This is a genomic window from Aliiglaciecola sp. 3_MG-2023, from assembly GCF_030548205.1.
Taxonomy (GTDB): Bacteria; Pseudomonadota; Gammaproteobacteria; order Enterobacterales; family Alteromonadaceae; genus Aliiglaciecola.
Window position 1 is genome coordinate 171,768 of record NZ_JAUORV010000007.1, and the last position, 21,651, is coordinate 193,418.

General features: G+C 42.3%; 15 protein-coding genes. 9 read left to right on the forward strand and 6 right to left on the reverse strand.

Features of this window, described 5'->3' with window-relative positions:
• Window positions 1-109: 109 nt before the first annotated feature.
• Genes Q4574_RS10150 through Q4574_RS10160 form a run of 3 tightly spaced genes read left to right on the forward strand, consistent with a single transcriptional unit; the run spans window position 110 to window position 6,163 of the window.
• Complete coding sequence (locus Q4574_RS10150; RefSeq protein ID WP_303473964.1) at window positions 110-3,319, forward strand: TonB-dependent receptor; 3,210 nt, start codon at window positions 110-112, stop codon at window positions 3,317-3,319.
• Between the two features lie 20 nt (window positions 3,320-3,339).
• On the forward strand, window positions 3,340-4,407 hold the full coding sequence (locus Q4574_RS10155) for an osmoprotectant NAGGN system M42 family peptidase (RefSeq protein ID WP_303473965.1): 1,068 nt from the start codon (window positions 3,340-3,342) through the stop codon (window positions 4,405-4,407).
• A complete protein-coding gene (locus Q4574_RS10160) occupies window positions 4,397-6,163 on the forward strand; it encodes an OPT family oligopeptide transporter (RefSeq protein WP_303473966.1) in 1,767 nt (588 codons plus the stop codon). The genes Q4574_RS10155 and Q4574_RS10160 overlap by 11 nt, the downstream gene beginning before the upstream one ends.
• Window positions 6,164-6,330: 167 nt before the next feature.
• On the opposite strand, the gene Q4574_RS10165 is transcribed toward Q4574_RS10160, so the two are convergent.
• Together Q4574_RS10165 and Q4574_RS10170 are read right to left on the reverse strand one after the other, a co-directional pair.
• Complete coding sequence (locus Q4574_RS10165) at window positions 6,331-8,637, reverse strand: TonB-dependent receptor (RefSeq protein ID WP_303473967.1); 2,307 nt, start codon at window positions 8,635-8,637, stop codon at window positions 6,331-6,333.
• Between the two features lie 281 nt (window positions 8,638-8,918).
• The gene (locus tag Q4574_RS10170; protein WP_303473968.1) at window positions 8,919-9,902 is read right to left on the reverse strand and encodes a GlxA family transcriptional regulator; all 984 of its coding nucleotides are present in this window, start codon (window positions 9,900-9,902) and stop codon (window positions 8,919-8,921) included.
• Window positions 9,903-10,054: 152 nt separating this feature from the next.
• Between Q4574_RS10170 and Q4574_RS10175 the strand changes: the two genes are divergently transcribed.
• The 5 genes from Q4574_RS10175 to Q4574_RS10195 all read left to right on the forward strand — a co-directional run bounded on the left by Q4574_RS10175 (window position 10,055) and on the right by Q4574_RS10195 (window position 15,109).
• Window positions 10,055-11,854, forward strand: coding sequence for an acyl-CoA dehydrogenase (locus Q4574_RS10175; protein ID WP_303473970.1), 1,800 nt, complete (start codon window positions 10,055-10,057; stop codon window positions 11,852-11,854).
• Window positions 11,855-11,880: 26 nt separating this feature from the next.
• Window positions 11,881-12,888, forward strand: a complete 1,008-nt coding sequence (locus Q4574_RS10180; RefSeq protein ID WP_303473972.1) for an NADP-dependent oxidoreductase — start codon at window positions 11,881-11,883, stop codon at window positions 12,886-12,888.
• Window positions 12,885-13,649, forward strand: a complete 765-nt coding sequence (locus Q4574_RS10185) for an SDR family NAD(P)-dependent oxidoreductase (RefSeq protein ID WP_303473973.1) — start codon at window positions 12,885-12,887, stop codon at window positions 13,647-13,649. The genes Q4574_RS10180 and Q4574_RS10185 overlap by 4 nt, the downstream gene beginning before the upstream one ends.
• Before the next feature lie 88 nt (window positions 13,650-13,737).
• A complete protein-coding gene (locus Q4574_RS10190; RefSeq protein WP_303473974.1) occupies window positions 13,738-14,502 on the forward strand; it encodes an SDR family oxidoreductase in 765 nt (254 codons plus the stop codon).
• A gap of 25 nt (window positions 14,503-14,527) precedes the next feature.
• Entirely contained in the window at window positions 14,528-15,109 is a 582-nt protein-coding gene (locus tag Q4574_RS10195; protein WP_303473975.1) for a hypothetical protein, read from the forward strand.
• A gap of 55 nt (window positions 15,110-15,164) precedes the next feature.
• On the opposite strand, the gene purB is transcribed toward Q4574_RS10195, so the two are convergent.
• From purB to Q4574_RS10215, 4 genes are all read right to left on the reverse strand, one after another.
• Window positions 15,165-16,538 (reverse strand): adenylosuccinate lyase, encoded by a 1,374-nt coding sequence (gene purB, locus Q4574_RS10200; RefSeq protein WP_303473976.1) that lies wholly within the window; start codon window positions 16,536-16,538, stop codon window positions 15,165-15,167.
• 9 nt (window positions 16,539-16,547) lie between these two features.
• Window positions 16,548-17,222, reverse strand: coding sequence for a high frequency lysogenization protein HflD (gene hflD, locus Q4574_RS10205; RefSeq protein ID WP_303473978.1), 675 nt, complete (start codon window positions 17,220-17,222; stop codon window positions 16,548-16,550).
• Complete coding sequence (mnmA, locus tag Q4574_RS10210) at window positions 17,183-18,307, reverse strand: tRNA 2-thiouridine(34) synthase MnmA (protein WP_303473979.1); 1,125 nt, start codon at window positions 18,305-18,307, stop codon at window positions 17,183-17,185. Before mnmA ends, hflD begins: the two co-directional genes overlap by 40 nt.
• Window positions 18,308-18,455: 148 nt before the next feature.
• Window positions 18,456-19,031 (reverse strand): rRNA large subunit pseudouridine synthase E, encoded by a 576-nt coding sequence (locus Q4574_RS10215; protein WP_303473980.1) that lies wholly within the window; start codon window positions 19,029-19,031, stop codon window positions 18,456-18,458.
• A gap of 306 nt (window positions 19,032-19,337) precedes the next feature.
• On the opposite strand from Q4574_RS10215, the gene Q4574_RS10220 reads away from it, so the two are divergent.
• The gene (locus Q4574_RS10220) at window positions 19,338-21,560 is read left to right on the forward strand and encodes an NADP-dependent isocitrate dehydrogenase (RefSeq protein WP_303473981.1); all 2,223 of its coding nucleotides are present in this window, start codon (window positions 19,338-19,340) and stop codon (window positions 21,558-21,560) included.
• Window positions 21,561-21,651 lie beyond the last annotated feature (91 nt).

The window sequence follows — 21,651 nt, forward strand, 5'->3', positions numbered from 1 at the left end:
AGTTATTGAAATAGCTAGATATATTTTGAAGTTTTGCTTTGTGGTAATGTTATTTATTCATTATTGCAGAGTAACTTTATTAACTTTTAAATTTTGGATGGAACGAAAAATGAAAAATGCGATAAAACCAAGGTTACCACTTAGACATGCTCTCGTTTTTAGTTCTATGTTATCGATCTCGGCAATGTCTGTTGAAACGAATAACTTAGATAATTCCATCATGTTTAATATACCAGAGCAATCATTGAATGCGGCTTTATTAGCCTTTTCAGAGCAGTCAGGTATCCAAGTGACAGTGCAAAGTGATTATCTTAAAGGATTAACTAGTGAAGGTATTAGCGGAGAACAAACCTCAATATCAGCTTTGGATCACTTGTTAGAAAATACTGGACTGATTTATACCATAATAGGTAAAGACACAATTGCGATAAGTAAGTCTCAAAGGGAGAACACATTAGAAAAAAAGCCACAAAGCAACCAAAAAAGCAAAGCGCTAGAAAATAAACTGCCTTTGTCCGCTGTTGCAATTACAAAAAATAATGAAAAAGAACCAAAAGTTGAACAAATCCAAGTAACGGGTTCACGTATTGGCCGGTTAGGCTCAACTACGCCCACTCCGGTAACTTCTATTGACGCGGCAACCCTTGCTCTAAGCGGAGATGTTCGAATTGCCGATATATTGAATGAGTTACCCGCAATCCGAGCCACTCAAACCACAGGTAATGTAAATACCACCGGCGACGCACAGGAAGCTGGGACTAACTTTTTGAATCTGCGTGGACTGGGTATTGACCGTACTTTGGTACTGATTAACGGTCGCCGCCATGTAGGAAGCCGCTCAGGTAGTGCAGCGGTAGATATGAATACTATCCCCAGTGCGATTATTAAACGGGTTGAAGTTATTACTGGCGGCGCATCTGCAATTTATGGTGCAGACGCAGTGTCTGGGGTTATCAATATCATCACCAAAGATGATATGGAAGGCTTGCAGTTTAATGCGCAAACTGGCATTTCCAGCGAAGGTGATGGTGAGCAATTTAATTTAAGTTTGACCGGTGGCAGTAATTTTGCTGACGATCGCGGCAACATTTTCTTTAATGCAACATTTGATCGATCTTTGTCAGCACGCTCTTCAGAGCGTGATTGGGCGAGTACCGAAACACGCTTCGGTCCAAATCCTGATAATACCGGTAGCAATGATGGTATTGCTGATCAGATTTTATTTGCCAATACCGGCTTTATTGGTACGCCCGCAGGTGGGCAGGTAGTTGGTCCTAATGGTGAAACCTTTGACTCCTATGGTGGACCTTTTACGTTTGACGATGCAGGAAACCTTGTGAGTCAAGACATGGGCTATTTGGTTCAACCTTGGTTGAGTCAAGGCGGAGACTTTGTTGATATGTCTGACTATGACTTGCTCGCAGTACCGGTTGAACGCACTATTGTGGCGGCAGGCATGACTTACGATATTAATGATGATGTGCGCTTATTTGCTGATGGTAAATTTGCCAAGACAACCTCTGACACCAACGGTCAACCCACTTTTAATCTGGGCTCAGATGCCTCTGCTAGTGGTATTCCAGGTGCGTTTATTTTGGCCCAAAACCCATATGTACCAGACGAGCTTCGGACTATTCTCAGTGCTGAAAATGTCGATGGTTTCTATGTTGGACGAACCAATGTGGACCAGGGGGGGCGGCAGTCTCACTCCGACCGTGATACCACCCAACTGGTGTTTGGTTTTGAAGGTGTGCTGACTGACAATATCGATTTTACAGTGCATTACCAGTATGGAGAAACAAATAACACTACCGAATTTATTAATGAACGGATTAATGCCAATTTCCTTCAACAAATCGATGTTGTGTTGGATGAAAGTGGCACGGCAGTTTGTCGTGATCAATCTAATGGCTGCGTACCACTAAATATTCTTGGTCCCAATGCAGCAACAGAAGAAGCATTAGTGTTTAGTCAGGTAGATTTTGTTACTGAAGGTAAATTGGCGCAGCAAGTGTTGCATGCTTCTGTCAACGGCTATGCAGGTATTGAGTTACCCGGTGGTGAAGTTGCATTTGCTGCCGGTGTTGAATACCGAGAAGAAACCTCAGCCACTGAGGAAGGGTATCTGCGTAATAGTGGCGCATTGTTTGCCACTGCCGCAATTGCCGATACCAAAGGCGAGTTTGATGTAAACGAAGTATTTGCCGAAGTATCACTACCACTGTTCACAGACGTGACATTAATTCAGAGTTTAACTATCGATGCAGCGGTTCGTTATGCCGATTATTCTACTATTGGTGCAGCCACTACTTGGAAGGTTGGAGCCGATTGGGCAATAAACGAGACTATACGCTTGCGTACGACCTTATCTGAAGCGGTTAGAGCGCCCAATATAGGGGAGTTATATGCGGCAGTGGAACAGTCTAACCAGTTCCTTGCTGATCCCTGTGATGCAGATTATTTGGCTTCAGGCAGTGCTAACCGGGCTGCTAACTGTGAAGCACTTGGCTTAACTGCTGACTATCAATCAAACTCTGAAGCCTTTACTAAAGCGGTATTTTCCGGCGGGAACGAGGATTTACAAGAGGAAAAAGCGGATACCTTTACCTTTGGAGTGGTCTTTACCCCAGAGGCAATAGACAACTTGTCGATTACTGTGGATTATTGGGATATTGAAATCAAAGATGCCATCAGTAGTTTTTCTGCCCAAGCAACCATTAATGGTTGTGTCGATGCATCATCATTAAACAACCCGTTGTGCAGCGTAGTTACCCGTGATGCCAGTGGTAATATTGCAACAGTATCAAACCAGCTAATTAATATTGCTTCGTTTGAAGCCTCAGGAGTCGACGTTGAGGCCAACTATCTGTACAGCTTCGCTGACTCAGATCTGTGTTTTAGTTTAATTGGTACCTACCTCAATAAACTCGATTTTTACGCCCAAGCAGGCGAGGCGCCTGATCAAGAAGCGGGTGAATTGGGTGATCCGGAATTGCAGTTTAATTTTCGAGTTACTTACCAGTGGGATGCCCTCACTCTCACCGCAGAAGAACGTTATTTTTCAGATATGGAATATGACTTAGCTGAAGCTGCAGAAACCCGCAGTCCGAATACCACAGGCACTATCTGGTACACCGATCTACAAGCGAGATACGCTCTAGGCGACAGTTTGGATGTGTATGCAGGTATTAATAACGTGTTTGATAAGCACCCTCCGGCTTTAGCACTTGTACCTGAGACACGTTCATTTGGTGATGATGCGATTATTTATGACCAGATTGGACGTTACTTCTATACCGGACTGAGCTATCAGTTTTAATTAGACAGGGAGAAAACCGCGTGGTTTTAGACGAAGATTATTTGCATAAAACACTGGCAGAATTACTCGCGATCCCATCGCCTTTAGGGTACACCGACGAGATTGTAGCTTATGTGACTGCAAAGCTGCAGGATTTAGGAGTTGAGTATTACGCAAAACGCAGAGGAACTATTGTTGCCACACTGAAAGGGGATCAACGTGATGCTGACCGGGCAATTTCTGCTCATCTTGATACTTTGGGAGCGATGGTACAAGCCATTGAACCTGATGGCCGGTTAAAGTTAGTTCCGTTGGGGACCTGGTCTGCACGCTTTGCCGAAGGGGGACGAGTAAGTGTGTTAGATTGCTTTACACCGGTGCGTGGCACCGTGTTACCAATCAAGTCTTCTGGCCATGTATATGGAGATGACGTGGATACCTTACCCGTTGGCTGGGATTATGTGCAGTTGCGTCTGGACCAGATCTGTAAAAACCCTGATGACGTGATAGCGTTAGGTATAGATGTAGGTAGTATTGTTGCTTTTGACCCCAATACCGAGTTTTTACCCAATGGATATATCAGCTCACGTTACCTCGATGATAAAGCGGGTGTTGCTTGCTTATTGACAGCGATCAAAGCGCTGGGGGAGAGTCCGAATCTAGCTGTTGAATGCCATCCTATTTTTTCTTTGTCTGAGGAAACTGGATGTGGCTGTGGTCATGCACCAGACGAGCAGGTCGGAGAATTATTGAGTGTGGATATTGGTCCGGTTGCCCCGGGCCAAAACTCATCGGAACATAGGGTTAATATTGGCATCAAAGATACCAGTGGGGTGTACCATCCTAGTCTATCTAAGAAACTGACACGCTTATGTGAGCAACATAAGATTCCGTTTCGCAAAGATGTCTATAAATTTTATCGCAGTGATACCCATTCGGCGATTATAGCGGGTAATGATCTACAACATGGTTTGATTACCTTTGGTACTGAATCAACCCATGGCTACGAGCGTACTCATATGGATAGCTTACTGAGTGTAACCCGTCTGCTGGCTGCATATATGTCGAGTGAAGGTTCATCCATTGATGAGGCTGATAATGACAGTTAAAACCCAGCCTGAGTTAACGCTGAGGGCATTGCTTACCGGCATGTTCCTCGGCATTTTGCTAACTCCTTGCAATATCTATTCTGGCCTGAAAATTGGATGGACATTCAATATGTCAATTACTGCGGCCCTATTGAGTTTTGGCTTCTGGACCCTGTTGCATCAGTTAACAATAGCTAAACCTTGGGGCTTACTTGAAAGTAATATTAATCAAACCGCCGCATCTTCTGCGGCCTCTATCATTTCCGGAGGTCTGGTAGCCCCGATTCCTGCCTTGGCATTGGTAAGCAATATCGAGCTACCCTGGTATCAACTGATTATATGGGTATTTACGGTTTCTTTTTTTGGAATTTGGGTTGCTTATTTTCTGCTTACGCCGTTTTTAATCCGTTCACCGTTACCTCTTCCTGCGGGAGTCGCCACAGCACAAGTTATGCAGGATATCTTCAGTAAAGGCCATGAAGCGCTGTTACGGGTATATGCTTTAGGGCTGGCTGCGCTAGGGGCCGCCTTAATTAAAATAACAGATAGTTATTGGTGGACTATTCCACGGCTTACGTTACCGGGAACTGTGTCAACTTCGGGCGCTTCCACTGCAGCAGGCTACAGTTTTAAAAATTTAACCTTTTTTCTTGATCCTTCGCCTCTGCTAATTGGTTTTGGCGCTATTATTGGGCCAAGAATTGGGATAAGCCTGCTTGTCGGTGCGGTACTTTCATGGGGTATAATTGGCCCCGAAATACTTAATCAAGGTTGGGTGCTTCCCGGTCAGAATGATCCAACAGCAAGTTGGTTTCCAGAATTGGTAGGCTGGCTGTTATGGCCAGGCGTCACCTTGATGGTGACTGCCTCGGTTGGCCCATTCATACTCATGTTGCTGCCGTTAAACAAAACTAAACAAGTTCAGCAAGACACATTGCCTACAGGGCCCGTCTATCATCGTGGAAAGTTAGTGTATGCTGGATTGATGGTGGCATGTTGCCTAGTAGTAGGTGTGCAAATGTGGTTGTTTGATACCGACTTTTATATGGCATTGTTGGCCGTACCGTTGGCGTTTATCCTAGCCGTGGTTGCTGGAAGGGTAGTGGGTGAAACGGGGATTCCGCCGATTGGTGCCATTGGCCAGGTTTCCCAGTTATCTATGGGAATGGCTGCACCTGGGAATATGACAACAAACCTTACGACAGCCAATGTTGCAGGTGGGACGGCTGGCCAGTGTGCAGATTTACTGAATGATTTTAAGGTAGGGCGCATTATTCATGCGAACCCGTTGCATCAGGTTGTTGCTCAGTGTATTGGTGTACTTACAGGCAGTATTATTGGTAGCTTAACTTATCTGGCCCTGATCCCAGACCCTCAGGCCATGCTTATTTCTGACAATTGGCCAGCGCCAGCCGTTGTAACTTGGCAAGCTGTGGCTGAAACACTTAATGTCGGCTTGTCGGCTATTCCATTAAATGCACGCCTGGCTATGCTGGCAGGTGTTGTTGCCAGTATTATGTTAATGCTAGCGGAACGCCATTTACCTGCTAAAGTTGTGCGTATAGTGCCCAGCGGACCGGCATTAGGACTTGCTTTCGTCATTCCTGCGTCTATTTCATTCAGTATGTTTTTAGGAGCGGCGATTGCGTGGTTTTTACGTCGCTATGCCTTAACTTGGAGTCAGCGCTTTTTAATCGCTATTGCGTCAGGAATGGTTGCTGGTGAGAGTATCGCAGGTGTAGGCAGTGCCATTTTGCAACTCACTGGACGCTATTAGTGTGGTTATTTTAAAATCCGCTTATATCATCCAAAGGGCGTTGTTTCTCCGCTAATATATGATTCTGAGAATGGATATTTAGCGCATAAAAAAGCGATCCTAAAAAGGATCGCTTTTGGCTTAACTCATTTCACTTAGTTTATTTAACTTAGTTAATTTCACTGAGCCTAGTAGAAGCTGATTTTCGCTTCGATTCCAAAGATACGTGGTTGATTCATTATTCCAGCAAGGTTATTGAAATCAATAGCACCTTTTACATTTTCTTCATCGGTAATATTTCTACCGAATAGCGCTATGCTGTAATTGTTTTCGTAATTTTCATAACCAATACGCAAACCACCTTCGTAATTATCGTCTGAGGTGAATTCTACAGAGTCATATAAGAAGAAGCTGGTTTCACCTTGGAATGCCCAATCGGTGAACACAAATAACTCGCCATTATCGCCAATTGGCGTAGCGTATCTGGCTGTAAAGTTAAAGATAGTCTCTGGTGCTTGTGGAAATGAATTTCCATCTATACTCGCAGAGTAACCATCTGGGCGAGGATCGAATACAGTACAATTACCCGTGAAAGCAAAATCTGCGCTGGCGCCACAAGGTAAAATAGTTAAATTTTCGTCTTGAATTTCAGTGTGGTTATAACTGTATCCTGCAGTTAACGTCAGATAATCGGTGACCAAATATTCCACATCGATTTCAAACCCGTAGCCAACACCTTTGTCAGCATTGATCAACGCTGTGGTGTTCGCTCCACCGCCAATTGCACTGAGTTGCATGTCATCAATTTCATAGTAAAAAGCAGCGGCATTAATACGTAAAGTATCATCTAGTAGGTCTTTTTTGATTCCTATCTCTGCGGAGTTGATAGTCTCTGCTTCGGCCACTGACGGATCCGATTCAAATGCAATATCTCGTCCCTGAATGGTTTGTGCTCTAAAACCATTTGCTAATCGAGCAAATAAAGAAGTATCGCTATCCAGTTTATAATTGGCGCTGATTTCCCAACTTAATTGGTCGTCATCTACATTGATATCTTCGTAGTCTTGTATTGAGGCTGCACCAATCACCAGGGCAAAGCCATCAACATTTTGTTCGCCAACCATTAACGATTTTTCATCATAGGTATAACGCAAGCCACCAGTCACCTCTAATTTATCGTTAACTTGATAAGAAGTTTGGCCAAAAATAGCCCAAGTGGTGTTTTCATGAAAGACCGTTGTCGCGCCGTAAAATCCATCAATACTGGTCACATTAAACGATGCATCATAATAAAATGCACCCAGTTGCCAGCTCAAGGCATCATCGGTTTCACTGGCCAGGCGAATTTCCTGCGTGAATTGCTCTAAATCATCTAATTTATCTTGGGTGACTGCAGAAAAGGCAATATTTCCAGGGTAGGTGGTTTCTTCCGTTCCATCGCCGTTAATATCAGCTGGTTCATTTAAAACAACACCACCATCAATATCGCCTAAACTATATCCATCGGCTTGTTCATAGGCGGTAATACTGGTTAAAGACATGTCTTCTAGGCCAAACTCTAATTTCAGAGACGCACCATAGTTGCTATATTCTTGTGGATTGTTGTCAGCTCCATTACCGTCAATATCGCCATCATAATAAAGTACATCTCGGTCAAAATTTTCATTTAGATCGTTGCTACCTTTTGTAAAGATATTCGCTCGGAAAATGGAAGCTGTGCCGTCGAGTTCTCTGCCATGAACATTGAGTAGTGCAGAAAAGTCATCACTTGGAGAAAACAGTAATTGGCCGCGCCATGCTTTTTCATCGAAACCACCCATGGCGTCGTTTTCTCCTGTGTAGGCATTATCTATCCAATCGTCACGGTTTTGCGACAAAACGGAAAAACGTCCAGCTAGGTTATCGGTTAACCCACCTCCCACTGCACCTTCAAAGTTCAAAGTACCTAAATTACCCACACCTAGTTTCATGTAAGCATCGAAGTCTTCACTGGGTTTTACGGAATCAAATTTTACAATACCCGCAGTGGTATTGCGTCCAAATAACGTCCCTTGAGGGCCACGTATCACTTCTACCTGAGAGACATCAAATAATGGAAAACTTTTCAGAATAACATTCTCTTTTACGACGTCATCCATTACGATAGAAACTGGCTGAGAAGCTGCTAAATCAAAATCTGAATTGCCCAGTCCTCGAATATAAAAGCGAGGTGCGACTCGACCATTGGATGTTTCGGCATAAAGGCCTGGCACTCTTACCGCCAAAGCAATGATATCCTCACCACCTGAAAAGATACTTTCGAAACGTTCGCCGCTTAATGTGGCTATAGAAATAGGTACATCCTGAATACTTTGTGTACGTTTTTGCGCAGTTACTGTGATTTTTTCCAGACTACGTTCAGTCGCCTCTGCATTCTGCTCTTGGGCAAAACTTAATTGGCTGATTAAAGCCGATTGGATACACAAAGCAATAGCTGTTTTGTTAAGTTTTTTCATAATATGACCAGTTATTAGTAAATTTAAGTGTGTGTTTATCCTTGTGCTTTTTCTATCAAGGAAAAAGCGGATTTATTGTTAGAAAATGGTTGATTTGGGCTTAGCATAATCAATATGCCCATTAGTGTAATTTTATATACCGATAGAATCCAATCTAAATCGTCAGCATCTAAATAATTCCGTAAAAGTGACGTTTATGGTTTGTTTTTAGGGCGCAATGATTGCCTTTGCTATTTTACTATTTGTCTTCTAGGTTTTGATGACGTTTTTTTAACGCTTAGTTAGCTTTGTATACGAAAGAACTTTTTACGATATTGGCTTGGAGATAACCCTGTTAAAGAACTAAATAACCGAGTGAAAGATCGCGTATCTTCATAGCCCACTTTTGTCACTATGGCTTCTAAAGAATCGTTTTCCGTTTCCAACAACTTTTTAGCAGCTTCGACGCGAATAGATTGTAAATAGGAAAATGGCGTTTGTTCAGTAGCACTTTTAAAGCGACGCAAAAAAGTGCGATTTGTTAAGCTGACCTGTTTAGCCAATTGATCGAGTGATATGGCTTGATGATAGTGAGTTTCTAACCATTCCTGGGCTTTTAATATCTCCGCGTCTTGATGATATTTTTTACTTCTTAATTGTGCATAGGCGGCTTGATTGCCGCGGGATATGTCTAATACCTGAGCTTTGGCTGTATTGGTGGCAACATCATGGCCGCAATATCGCTCAATCAACAAAAGGGCCAGATCGAGCCACGCCATACCACCACCAGAACAATAGATATTGCCATCTTGGGTAATGAGTTTATTGGCTAGCAAATTAATCGACGGATAACGTTTGGCAAACGTCTCTGCATAACCCCAGTGTGTGGTTGCTTTTTTGTTATTTAAAATACCGGCTTCTGCTAGAAAAAATGCACCACTACAATTGCTCGCAATATCAGTTCCGTTACTATTAAAGTACCGTAAAAACGGTAAAAGATTACGATTCGCTGAGAGTACCTCTTCAAGTTTCCCGCCAATAGTCGGAATAATTAAAATGTCAGTATGCGTCACATCTTCAATGGCAATTTGACTCTTTAACGTGAGCTGGTTAATACACACAATATCGCGTTTGCCCACTGAGGCCAATTGAACATTAAACAGTCGTTCCGGCGATTGACCTTGCATACGCTGCCAAGTTACACCTGCCAACGCAAATATATCTAACGCACCTGTTACAGCGCTGGCGTAGGCTTGTTCAAAACCTAAAATGGTGACTTTATGCACGTTAAAGGGACTCTATATAAGTTGGGTTTTTACAAGCTTATCACGGTTATGAATGTGTGGCGATATTAGCCATAAAAGAGTCAATAATGACAGTTAGCCTGCAGGCATAAATATGTGATGCTAGCGGTATGATCTAACCGAGGATGCAGCTAATGAATGACGAATTAATCCACCCTAAAGAGTTACCTTTTCAATTATATGAGGTACTCAATACTGAATCACTTTTACAACGTGAACGTTTTGCTGAACACAATGTTGAAACCTTTGATGCCATTTTATCCACGGCAAACAAAATCGCGAGTGAGAAATTTGCAAACCATAATGCCATTGCAGATGCCGATGAACCCAAGTTTGACGGCAAAACGGTGCATATGATCCCACAAGTAAAAGAAGCATTTGATGCCTATAACGAAGCAGGGTTTATGGCCGGTCGTTATGATTTCGAAGAAGGCGGTATGCAGCTTCCTGAAACCATAATGATGGCAACCTCTGGCTATTTTATGGCCGCGAACCCTTCTAGTTCAGCCTATACTTTTTTAACTGTAGCGGCGGCCAATGTAATCGGTAATTTTGCATCTCAAAGTCTTAAACAGCAATTCATGCCCAGAATGCTAAGCGGTGAATTTACCGGCACTATGGCGTTAACCGAGCCCCATGCAGGGTCTTCATTGGCAGATATTCGTACCAGTGCAGTTGAAGCCCAAGATGGTAGTTATCGTATCAAGGGGAGTAAATTGTATATCTCTGCCGGTGAACACCAATTATCCAACAATATTGTTCATTTAGTATTGGCAAAAATCCAGGGAGCACCAGCGGGAGTCAAAGGCATTTCACTATTTGTTGTGCCTAAATATCGTTTAGACGAGTCTGGTGAACCAAGCACAAAAAATGACGTTGCTTTGGCCGGATTGATCCACAAAATGGGATATCGCGGGGCCACTTCAACGGCATTGAGTTTTGGTGAGAATGGTGATTGTCACGGGTATTTAGTGGGAGAAGCCCATCAAGGACTTAAGTACATGTTTTTGATGATGAACGAAGCGCGGATCGGGGTGGGTTTCGGAGCCGCCATGATTGGATATAGCGGTTATCAATATTCTTTAGCTTATGCTAAAGACCGCACTCAAGGCCGTATTCCGCCTAAAAATGCCCCCACAGATCCAGCAACTGAAATTATCAATCACGGTGATGTGAAGCGTATGTTGTTAGCGCAAAAATCTTATGTGGAAGGCGCGATGTCCTTGTGCTTGTATGCCGCTCGATTAGTGGATGATGCCAAAACACTCGAATCCTTTGAAGAAAGAAAGGTCACAGAGGAGTTATTAGATTTACTGACTCCAGTGGTGAAAGCCTGGCCATCAGAGTTTGGTGTGAAAGCCAATGACTTAGCTATTCAAATCCTAGGCGGGGCCGGCTATACCAGAGAATACCCAGTGGAACAGTGCTGGCGGGATAATCGTCTCAACCCCATACATGAAGGCACTAATGGCATTCAAGCTCTAGATTTACTCACCCGAAAGTTATGGCAAGCAAAAGGAGCGGGTTTAAATACATTACAAACCCGGATTTTAGCGGATTTTAATAACGCAACGGGGGAGAAATGTGCTCCCTTAGTGAAGTCTACTTTGGGCTATATGGCAAAAATGCAGCCACTAATTCCAGTGCTTGGGGATGCATTACGAAGTGACAAACTGCCTAATTTACTGGCCAACGCCCAGTGTTTTATGAACGTGTTTTCGAGCATTGTGATGAGTTGGATTTGGATCCGTCAAGCAAACGTTGCGGAAAAAGCATTGCTGAAATGTAATGAAGAAGACAAGCCATATTACCTTGGCAAAATTCAAGCCGCAAAATATTACGTTAATTGGGAACTCCCTTTAATAGATAGAGATTTAACACTACTGGAAGCATTCGACAGTAGTTGCAGTGACATGCAACCAGAATGGTTTTAAGCACAGATTATAAGGAATAAATTATTATGAAAAGCAGACAATTTCTTTTAGCTTCCAGACCAGTTGGAACCCCAACCGCTGATAACTGGGATTTGGTCGAGACTGAATTACCTGAACTTAGGGAAAACCAAGTTAAAGTCAAAGTACTTTATATTTCCCTCGATCCTGCAATGCGAGGGTGGATGAATGAAGGTAAGTCTTACATTCCCCCCGTAGAGATTGGCGAAGTGATGCGTGCCGGTGGTGTAGGTGAGGTGCTCGAATCCACAGATCCCAACTTTAGTACTGGTGATTTTGTTTATGGTGGTTTCGGCGTAAGTGACTATGCGGTTATTTCAACCCAGGGAGTTTATAAAGTAGATCCTAATTTAGCTCCATTAGAGCGTTATTTAGGCGTGCTGGGAATGCCTGGGATGACTGCCTATTTTGGTATTTTGGATACTGGACAGCCTAAAGCGGGAGAAACTGTCGTGGTATCCGGCGCTGCAGGTGCGGTGGGTACAGTTGTTGGCCAAATCGCTAAAATTAAAGGCTGTCGCGTGGTGGGAATTGCAGGTGGCGAAGACAAGTGTCGTTATCTTGTGGATGAACTCGGATTTGATGGTGTTGTTGATTACAAAAATTCAAATGTTAAAAAGGGCCTAAAAGAGCAGTGCCCTGACGGTGTTGATGTGTTTTTTGATAATGTAGGTGGTGAAATCCTCGATGATGTTCTCACCCAGATAAATATGAAAGCCAGAATTGTGATTTGCGGTGCCATTAGTCAATACAACAATACGACTGCCGTTAAAGGTCCTTCAAATTACTTAACCTTGTTGGTAAATCGAGCAAGAATGGAAGGTATAGTCGTCTTTGATAATATTGAAAATTACCCTAAAGCAGCTGCAGAAATGTCTGGTTGGATTGCAAAGGGTAAGTTAATTGCCAAAGAGCATGTGGTTGAAGGTTTAGAGACGTTCCCAGAAACTTTGCTTATGCTGTTTAGAGGTGAAAACTTCGGTAAATTAATACTCAAAGTGGATCATTCATCATGAAAGCGGCTGACGTAGAAAATAAACATGTTGTAGTTACTGGCGGAGCATCAGGCATTGGTGCAAAAACTACCGAATTATTAGCGTCCCGTGGAGCCAAGGTGTTTTTTGGCGATCGCAATGTGGCTGCAGGTGCTGCCCTATGCGAATCCCTTCAAGGGAAAGGCTATGAGGTTGCATTTTTTGAATTAGATGTAACACAAAAAGATTCGGTTAACGCTTTTTATAAAGCCGCAATCGCTAAGTACGGACAAATTCATGTGGCTCTCAATAACGCGGGTGTCGATCACATGCCAGCGCGTATGTTGGATGTGCCAGACGAAGAGTTTCATCGTAATATCGCAATTAATTTAACCGGTGTTTGGTATTGCATGAAACAAGCAATTCAACACATGTTAGAAGTGGGTGGTGGCCATATCATCAATTTGGCTTCGGTGGCCGGGATTTCCGGCGCGCCAACTATTTCAGCCTATGGTGCATCTAAGCATGGCGTAATTGGGTTAACGAAGTCTGTTGCCATTGAATACGCACGAGCAAATATTCGTATTAATGCAGTTTGTCCAAGTTTTATTAAAACCCCGATGGTTGAAAATGTGTTAGCCAATTTCAATCAGAAACAACAAAACACGCTGGTGAGTGCGAATCCCATGAAACGATTAGGTGAAGTTGAAGAAATCGCCTATGCCATTGCATGGCTATGCAGTGATGAGTCAAGTTTCATGACTGGCCACTCAATGGTGTTAGATGGTGGCTTAACCGCTTAGTTATCTCGTTTTAATTTGGGGCTAGTTAGGTACACAGCTGGTATTCGTTCTTGAGAATACTGATATAGAAACATTACAGGAACAAAAAATGAACAAAAATTTATTCGATTTAACTGGAAAAGTCGCATTGGTAACAGGGGCTAGTCGAGGCATTGGTGAGTCGATCGCCAGATTATTAGCTGCTTATGGTGTAGAAGTGATTGTTTCTAGCCGCAAAATTGATGGTTGTGAGGCAGTTGCCCAAAGCATTCGCGATAATGGCGGTAAAGCGCATGCTATGGCATGTCATGTAGGCGAAATCGCACAGATAGATGAGACGTTTGCGCAAATCAAAGAGCAGTTTGGACAGTTAGATATTTTAGTTAACAACGCTGCGGCGAATCCATTTTTCGGTCATATTCTCGATACTGATCTTGCTGCCTACGATAAAACGGTGGATGTGAATATTCGCGGGTATTTTTTCATGTCAGTGGCCGCCGGTAAAATGATGAAAGAGCAGGGCGGTGGCGTGATCCTAAATACAGCTTCTGTGAATGCGCTGTCACCAGGGGATATGCAAGGTATCTACTCTATTTCAAAAGCGGCTGTCGTCAGTATGACCAAAGCATTTGCTAAAGAATGTGGCAGTTTGAATATTCGTGTGAATGCGCTCTTGCCCGGATTAACAGACACTAAATTTGCGTCAGCTCTCACTACCAACGATAAGATCCTAAAACAAGCGTTGAAAGTTATACCTCTAGGACGAGTGGCCGATCCTGACGAAATGGCGGGTACCGTTTTGTACTTAGTATCTGATGCATCAAGTTATACAACCGGTACTACAGTTGTGGTTGATGGTGGTATGATGGCGTAATGTCTGTATCTAAATAAGTATTACCATGGCCCATCAATTAGTGGTTTGTTCTGATATTTTTGGACAAACCGAATCGTTTAAAAACTGGTGTAATCAGGTTTTACCGGCGGACTGGCAATTAACGATTGTCAGTCCTTATATTTCTTCTGTTAATTTTACGGATGAAGCCTTAGCCTATTCAGCTTTTCAGCAAGCTGGCGGTATTGAAAAATATGCCATGCGTATTTCAACTGCTTTGGCAGCCAGTCTGTCTAACAAAACTGTAATTGGATTTAGTGCTGGAGCAGCCACCTTGTATAAGCTGCTAAGTGAAAAAGAGTATTCGCAAAGTATCGATAGATTTTATGGTTTTTATCCCGGCCAAATACGCTTTTTTACCAAGCTGAAACCATCTGTTCCCAGCCAACTGTATTTCCCTTACAAAGAGCCAAACTTCAATATTGATAAGGTAATTCAGGAACTGGCCCTACATGATAATGTGCAGTGCACCAAAACCGATTACGAGCATGGATTTATGAATCTATCATCTCGGGGATATGATAAGGACGCAGAGTTAAGTTTTACGGCGGAAATTAAACGGATATTATCGCCCCAAGCAGAAATCTAATCTGTTTGGAGCGATAACGATGTTAATGCACAGTGGTGTTGCGATTTAAAACCGACTAGGACGTGATTTTTTCCACTAGGGCGATTGCATCACCGATGTAGTTCGCTGGCGAAATTTGTTTGAGTTCACTTTTCACATTGCTGGGTAAGTCGAGGTTATCAATAAATTCTGCAATGGCAGCCTGATCAACCTTCTTGCCGCGAGTAAGCTCTTTTAACTTCTCGTATGGCTTTTCAATTCCATAGCGTCGCATGACTGTTTGAATAGGCTCTGCTAACAACTCCCAATTATTGTTGAGTTCGTTGAGTAAACTTTGCTCATTAACTTGTAACTTGCTGATCCCTTTTAAAGTAGATTCATACGCAATAACAGAATAGCCCATGCCTACACCTAAATTCCTCAATACTGTAGAGTCAGTTAAGTCTCGTTGCCATCTTGAAATCGGCAACTTAGTGGCTAAATGATTAAACATCGCATTGGCTAAACCTAGATTTCCTTCGGAGTTTTCGAAGTCAATGGGATTTACTTTGTGAGGCATGGTTGAGGAACCAATTTCTCCGGCAATGGTTTTTTGCTTGAAGTGACCCAGTGCGATATAGCCCCAAACATCGCGATCAAAATCAATAAGAATGGTGTTAAAACGCGCCATAGCATCAAACAATTCAGCGATATAATCGTGGGGTTCTATTTGGGTGGTATATTGATTCCAATTAAGCCCTAAGCTTTCCACAAAGGATTGAGAAAAGCCATTCCAATCAATGTTAGGGTAAGCGCTAATGTGTGCATTGTAGTTACCCACAGCACCATTAATTTTACCTAGAATAGTCACATCTTGAATTTGTTGGCGTTGACGCTGCAGACGATGCATGACATTCGCCATCTCTTTACCCATAGTGGTTGGAGAGGCTGGTTGTCCATGGGTTCTTGCCATCATTGGGATGGTTTTGTATTCAATGGCCAAACGTTTTGTTTCAGAAATTAATTTATCACAGTAAGGTAAAATAACTTGCTCTCTGGCTTCACTTAACATTAAACCATGGGACAAATTATTGATGTCTTCAGAGGTACAAGCAAAGTGAATGAATTCGTTTACGCTATTAAGTTCACTGTTGTGTTCGACTTTTTCTTTTAAAAAGTACTCAACGGCTTTGACATCATGATTGGTGGTTCTTTCAATTGTTTTGATACGCAAGGCATCATCTTCACTGAAATTATCAACGATGCTATTGAGCAATTCTGTTGACTCTGGAGAAAATGGAGGTACTTCAGTTATTTCAGCTGTGTCTGCAAGTTTTTGCAACCAACGAACTTCAACTTGAACGCGGTATTTTAATAAACCGTATTCACTAAAAAAGTGTCTTAAGGCTGAACTTTTAGCGCCATAACGGCCATCAACGGGGGAAACTGCTGTGAGTGCAGACAATTCCATGAAGTACTCCTATAGGGATTGATGAATAGACTGTTGCAATGCAATAGCGTTGCTTACAATACTTTTTCGATTAAATAAAATTTGTCGTCTTTTACCGCCCAACTGCCGCCACAATACAGCGGATCGTAAACCACTCAATAAAAGGGCTCTGACTTTGTGTTGATTGGTGTTTTTCTTCAATTGCTCAGGTGTGCCGGCAATTTGGATCTTTGAGCCCAAAGGACTAATTACATCAGAATAAATACTGGCTAAATTGCTGATCATTTGTTCGTCAAATAAATCTAAATGGGCGGTTTGACGTTGTATTTGTTCAATACGTTTCGAAAGTTCGCCCAATTTTTTTGAAGATTTTTTAAGTTTACGCTCCAGACCTAACAGGCTAGCAATATAGCGTGTAATTTCTGCATCTTTTTGCATCGGCGTATTACCTAATTGGGCAATTAACGTACCTAATCCAATTTCTAAGTTTTCAATACTGCCATACACTTCAACCGTGCTTTGAGCATCCGTTAAAACTAGACTATTTATGCTTGCTTTGAACCCATTATTGTCAGCTTCCCCTTTACGGGCGACAGACTGCACTAGGCTTGCCGCTTGACATACGCCAGCTAAGGCCAAGGTTTTTTCTTTATCGTGGTCTATGTTCAACGCAAATAACTCTCTATAATTCCGCCACCTAGACATTCATCTTGCTGATAAAATACTGCCGACTGCCCGGGCGTAACGGCTTTTTGTGGTTGGTCAAAAAGCACTTTAATTTGACCATCAGGTAGTGGCGTTATGATACAGGGAATATCTTCCTGACGGTAACGTGTTTTAACCGCGCAACGGATTTCTTGTTGGGGACCTAAACGATCTACCCAATGCAACTGATTGGCGACCAAGCCCACTGAATACAGGGCAGGGTGGTCGGCACCTTGACCCACAATGAGAACGTTACGCTTAACATCTTTGTCGACCACATACCAAGGCTCGTCACCAAATTCTTTTTTACCGCCAATGTGTAATCCTTTACGTTGGCCTAAAGTATGAAACATGAGTCCGTCATGTTGGCCAATTTCAACCCCTTCAGCGGTTTCAATAATACCGGGTTGAGCTGGTAAATACTGACCTAAAAAGTCTTTAAACTTGCGCTCGCCAATAAAACAAATACCTGTGCTGTCTTTTTTATCGTGGGTGATAAAGTCTTGTTGTTCAGCAATTTTGCGCACTTCAGGCTTTTCGATATCGCCAACGGGAAATAAGGTTTTGGCAATATGTTCTTCTCCCAAAGTGTATAGGAAGTAGCTTTGGTCTTTATTGCTATCTAGACCACGTAACATCTTCCAATGACCCTCTCTCATTTCACGACGCACGTAATGTCCGGTAGCAATATAATCTGCTCCTAAATCTTCTGCAGCAAATTCTAAAAACGCCTTAAATTTGATTTCCTTATTACACATAATATCGGGATTAGGCGTGCGGCCCGCCCGATATTCTTCAAGAAAATATTCAAAAACATTGTCCCAGTATTCCGCAGCGAAATTGATTGTATGTAACTCTATGCCAAGTTTGTCGGCTACCGCTTGCGCATCAGCCAGATCTTCAGCCGCTAAACAATATTCGTCACTGTCATCTTCTTCCCAGTTTTTCATAAACAGGCCTTCAACTTGATAACCTTGTTGTTGAAGAAGGTAAGCTGCAACAGAAGAATCTACACCGCCAGACATTCCAACGATGACTTTTTTGTTAGCGTTTTGTAAATTTGCTGTCGTGTTTGTATTTGACATATTGGCTGGCGAATTCTTGGCTGCTAAATTGGGCGGCAAGTCTAGCAAAATAAAGCCTTTAGTTAAATACACGGGATTACAAAAAAGAACTAATTTATAACCAAAATTTCATTGTTCAAAAATTTTTAAAAGGGTTTCTTAAGCCTTGCTACAAAATTCGATATTTTCCGTTTTCTAAGCCGTCAATGGTCCACTGACCAATTTGATAACGAATGAGTCGCAAAGTGGGGAAGCCCACTGCCGCTGTCATTCGCCGCACTTGGCGATTCCGTCCTTCCTGAATGGTTAAGGATATCCAACTTGTTGGAATATTGGCTCGAAATCTGACTGGCGGGTGCCGCTCCCAAACCTCTGGAGGTGGTATTTTTTTAACTTTTGCAGGCATAGTCGGCCCATCTTTTAATTCAACCCCAGCGCATAGTTTATTGATTGCCTCTTGACTAATGTCACCATCCACCTGTGCCCAGTAGGTTTTCGACGTTTTTTGTTTTGGGTTGGCAATTTGATGTTGCAGTTTACCGTCATTGGTTAACACTAATAAACCTTCACTATCTCGATCTAAGCGCCCGGCAGCGTATACATCAGGTACGTTTATATAGTCTTTGAGGGTCTTACGATTTTGGTCATCGGTAAATTGAGTCAGTACATCGAAAGGTTTATTAAATAAAAGTACCGTCCTGTTTTGACCTATCGATTTCTTTTTTACGTGCTTTTTACGATTCATTTTGAATAACTATTCACTTTTTTATGGTTTTAGTGTGCTTGGATCTGGTAAACCGAGTTTAGCCCATATATCATTGATTGTTAGCATCTATAATCTTTCGTGATGAACTATTTTTTGCGGTTCGGTGCGAAACCACAGTATATTTTATGCATAATTAATGTAATAAAGTACTGGTTATAATAGCTATATTGATTAGAATCTGTGCTCAAATTTTTAAGTTTATTGATAGATATTTTATTTATCATCGCTTTCGTCTGAGTAATTTGGATTAACCAGGCGGTTCCGCCGCCACCACTGAGGTATATAATGACTACATCAAAGTCTAAGATTATTTACACAAAAACTGATGAAGCCCCTGCGTTGGCTACCTATTCACTTTTACCCATTGTCCGTAAATTCGCGGATGCAGCTGGTATCGAAGTTGAAGTGAGTGATATATCGTTAGCTAGCAGAATTTTGGCTGTTTTCCCTGACTACCTAACTGATGAGCAGAAAGTTCCCGATGCATTATCAATTTTAGGCGATCTTACCCAGGTTCCAGAAACAAATATTATTAAACTACCCAACATCAGTGCTTCAATTCCTCAATTAAAAGCTGCGATTAAAGAACTTCAAGATAATGGTTTTGCATTACCTGAGTTTCCTGAAAATCCGCAAACAGACGAAGAAAAAGAAATTAGAAACCAATACGGTAAAGTATTAGGTAGCTCAGTAAACCCAGTACTTCGTGAAGGTAACTCTGACCGCAGAGCACCTACTGCAGTTAAAAATTATGCAAAAAAACATCCTCATTCAATGGGGCCATGGAGTCAGGCTTCTCGTACCCACGTAGCCCACATGAAAGGCGGAGATTTTTACTCAGGTGAGAAATCTGTAACCGTTGAAAAAGCCGGTCATGTTAGTATTGAATTCACTGACACTGCGGGAAATAAAACCACTCTCAAACCTCGTGTTGATTTGCTTGCTGGTGAAGTGATTGACGGTATGTGCATGAGCAAAAAAGCCTTGTGTGCATTTTTTGAAGAGCAAATTCAAGATGCAAAAGAAACGGGCATTTTGTTTTCTTTACATGTTAAAGCAACCATGATGAAAGTGTCTCACCCGATTGTATTCGGACACTGTGTTAAGGTTTTCTACAAAGAGTTATTCGACAAGTATCAAGACTTGTTTGATGAGCTAGGGGTTAATCCTAATAATGGTTTAGGCAGTGTTTACGATAAAATCGCCACATTACCTGCTTCACAAAGAGCAGAAGTAGAAGCAGATATCAATCGTTGTTACCAAGACCGTCCGCCACTAGCGATGGTTAATTCAGACAAAGGTATTTCGAATCTGCACGTGCCAAGCGACGTTATTGTTGATGCGTCTATGCCTGCCATGATCCGTAGTTCCGGTCAGATGTGGGGACCAGATGGAAAACCTCAAGATACTAAAGCGGTTATCCCAGAAAGTACTTATGCAACAATTTATCAGGAAGTCATTAACTTCTGTAAAACCCACGGTGCATTTGATCCCACGACTATGGGCACAGTACCAAATGTCGGTTTGATGGCTCAAAAAGCTGAAGAATACGGTTCACACGATAAAACATTTGAAATGACTGGCGACGGTAAAGTTCAAATTATCGACCAAGATGGCAATGTGCTTATTGAGCACGATGTTGAAGAAGGTGATATCTGGCGTATGTGTCAGGCGAAAGATGCGCCAATTCGCGATTGGGTGAAACTTGCGGTTACTCGTGCAAGACTTTCAGGTATGCCAGCAATTTTTTGGTTAGATGATGAACGTGCTCACGATGTTCAACTAATTAACAAAGTAACTGAATACTTAAAAGAGCATGATACAGAAGGGTTACACATTGAAATAATGGCTCCAGTTCGTGCTATTCGTTACACCATGGAGCGTGCTATTCGTGGATTGGATACGATTTCTGTAACAGGAAACGTATTACGTGATTACCTAACTGACTTATTCCCAATTTTGGAATTAGGAACCAGTGCAAAAATGTTATCTATCGTGCCGCTAATGGCCGGTGGCGGATTGTTTGAAACCGGTGCGGGCGGCTCTGCTCCAAAACACGTTCAACAGTTTGTTGAAGAAGGGCATTTGCGTTGGGATTCCTTAGGTGAATTCCTTGCAATCGCGGTATCTCTTGAAGATCTAGCGATTAAAAATGACAATAGCAAAGCTAAGTTGTTGGCAGCGGAGTTAGATAAAGCCACTGAAACGCTATTAAATAATGGCAAGTCACCATTACGTAAAGCGGGTCAACTTGACAACCGTGGTAGCCATTTCTATCTGGCTATGTATTGGGCTCAAGGGTTAGCTAGCCAAACAGAAGATGCTGAAATAGCCGAATATTTTGCGCCTATTGCAAAAGCATTAAGTGACAATGAAGAGAGTATTGTTGCGGAAATTGATGCTACTCAGGCTAAACCTGCTGATATCGGTGGATATTATTATCCAAACGAAAGCTTAATTACTAAAGCTATGTGTCCTAGTGAAACACTGAATTCAATTGTTTCTTAATTGAATGTGTTATTAATCGATCCCATCCTTTAGGTTGGGGTCGAAAATAAAACTTACAAAAAAGCAGGCTAAATAGCCTGCTTTTTATTTG